This window comes from Synechococcus sp. H55.2 (assembly GCF_047462495.1).
Taxonomy (GTDB): Bacteria; Cyanobacteriota; Cyanobacteriia; order Thermostichales; family Thermostichaceae; genus Thermostichus.
Map to the genome: position 1 here is coordinate 1 of NZ_JANSJH010000240.1, position 569 is coordinate 569.

A 569-nucleotide genomic window follows, 5' to 3' on the forward strand; every position below is an offset into this window, starting at 1 on the left:
GGGCGTGTTGGCAGGCACCAATCCCAAAGCGGCCACGCTCATCAAGCGCAAAGATGGTTCTTACTACATCCAGATTGGCGTGGAGCACGACCCACCGGAGCCACGAGACACCACCGGGGCGATTGGTGTGGACTTGGGTAGGAGAGATATTGCCCATACTTCTGAGGGGGATAACTGGAATGGACAGCAGTTGAACCAGGTCAGAGACCACTACTCCCGGTTGAGAGCGGCTCTGCAACGCAAAGCCAGTAGGGGCACACGCAGCACTCGGCGCAGGTGTCGGGAGCTGCTGCAACGGCTGTCTGGTCGGGAGAGGCGCTTTCAAACTTGGGTGAACCATCGCATCTCCAAGTCCATTGTTGCTAGGGCACAGGCGACCCACAGCTTTATTGCCTTGGAAGACCTGACTGGAATTAGAGAACGTACCAACCAACAGCCGCCCAGCAAGACGGAGCGGCGGCGGTCAAACAGTTGGGCGTTCTACCAGTTGCGGCAGTTTGTGCAGTACAAGGCCGCCAGAGCAGGAATCCAGGTTGTGGTGGTGCCGCCTGCCTACAGCTCGCAGACCT

The 569-nt window shown here is 58.5% G+C and carries 1 protein-coding gene; it reads left to right on the forward strand.

Annotated features, from left to right (window positions below; all coding sequences use genetic code 11):
• Nucleotides 1–569 (forward strand): RNA-guided endonuclease InsQ/TnpB family protein (locus NW844_RS13125; protein WP_414336278.1); only part of this gene is annotated, 569 nt, incomplete at both ends.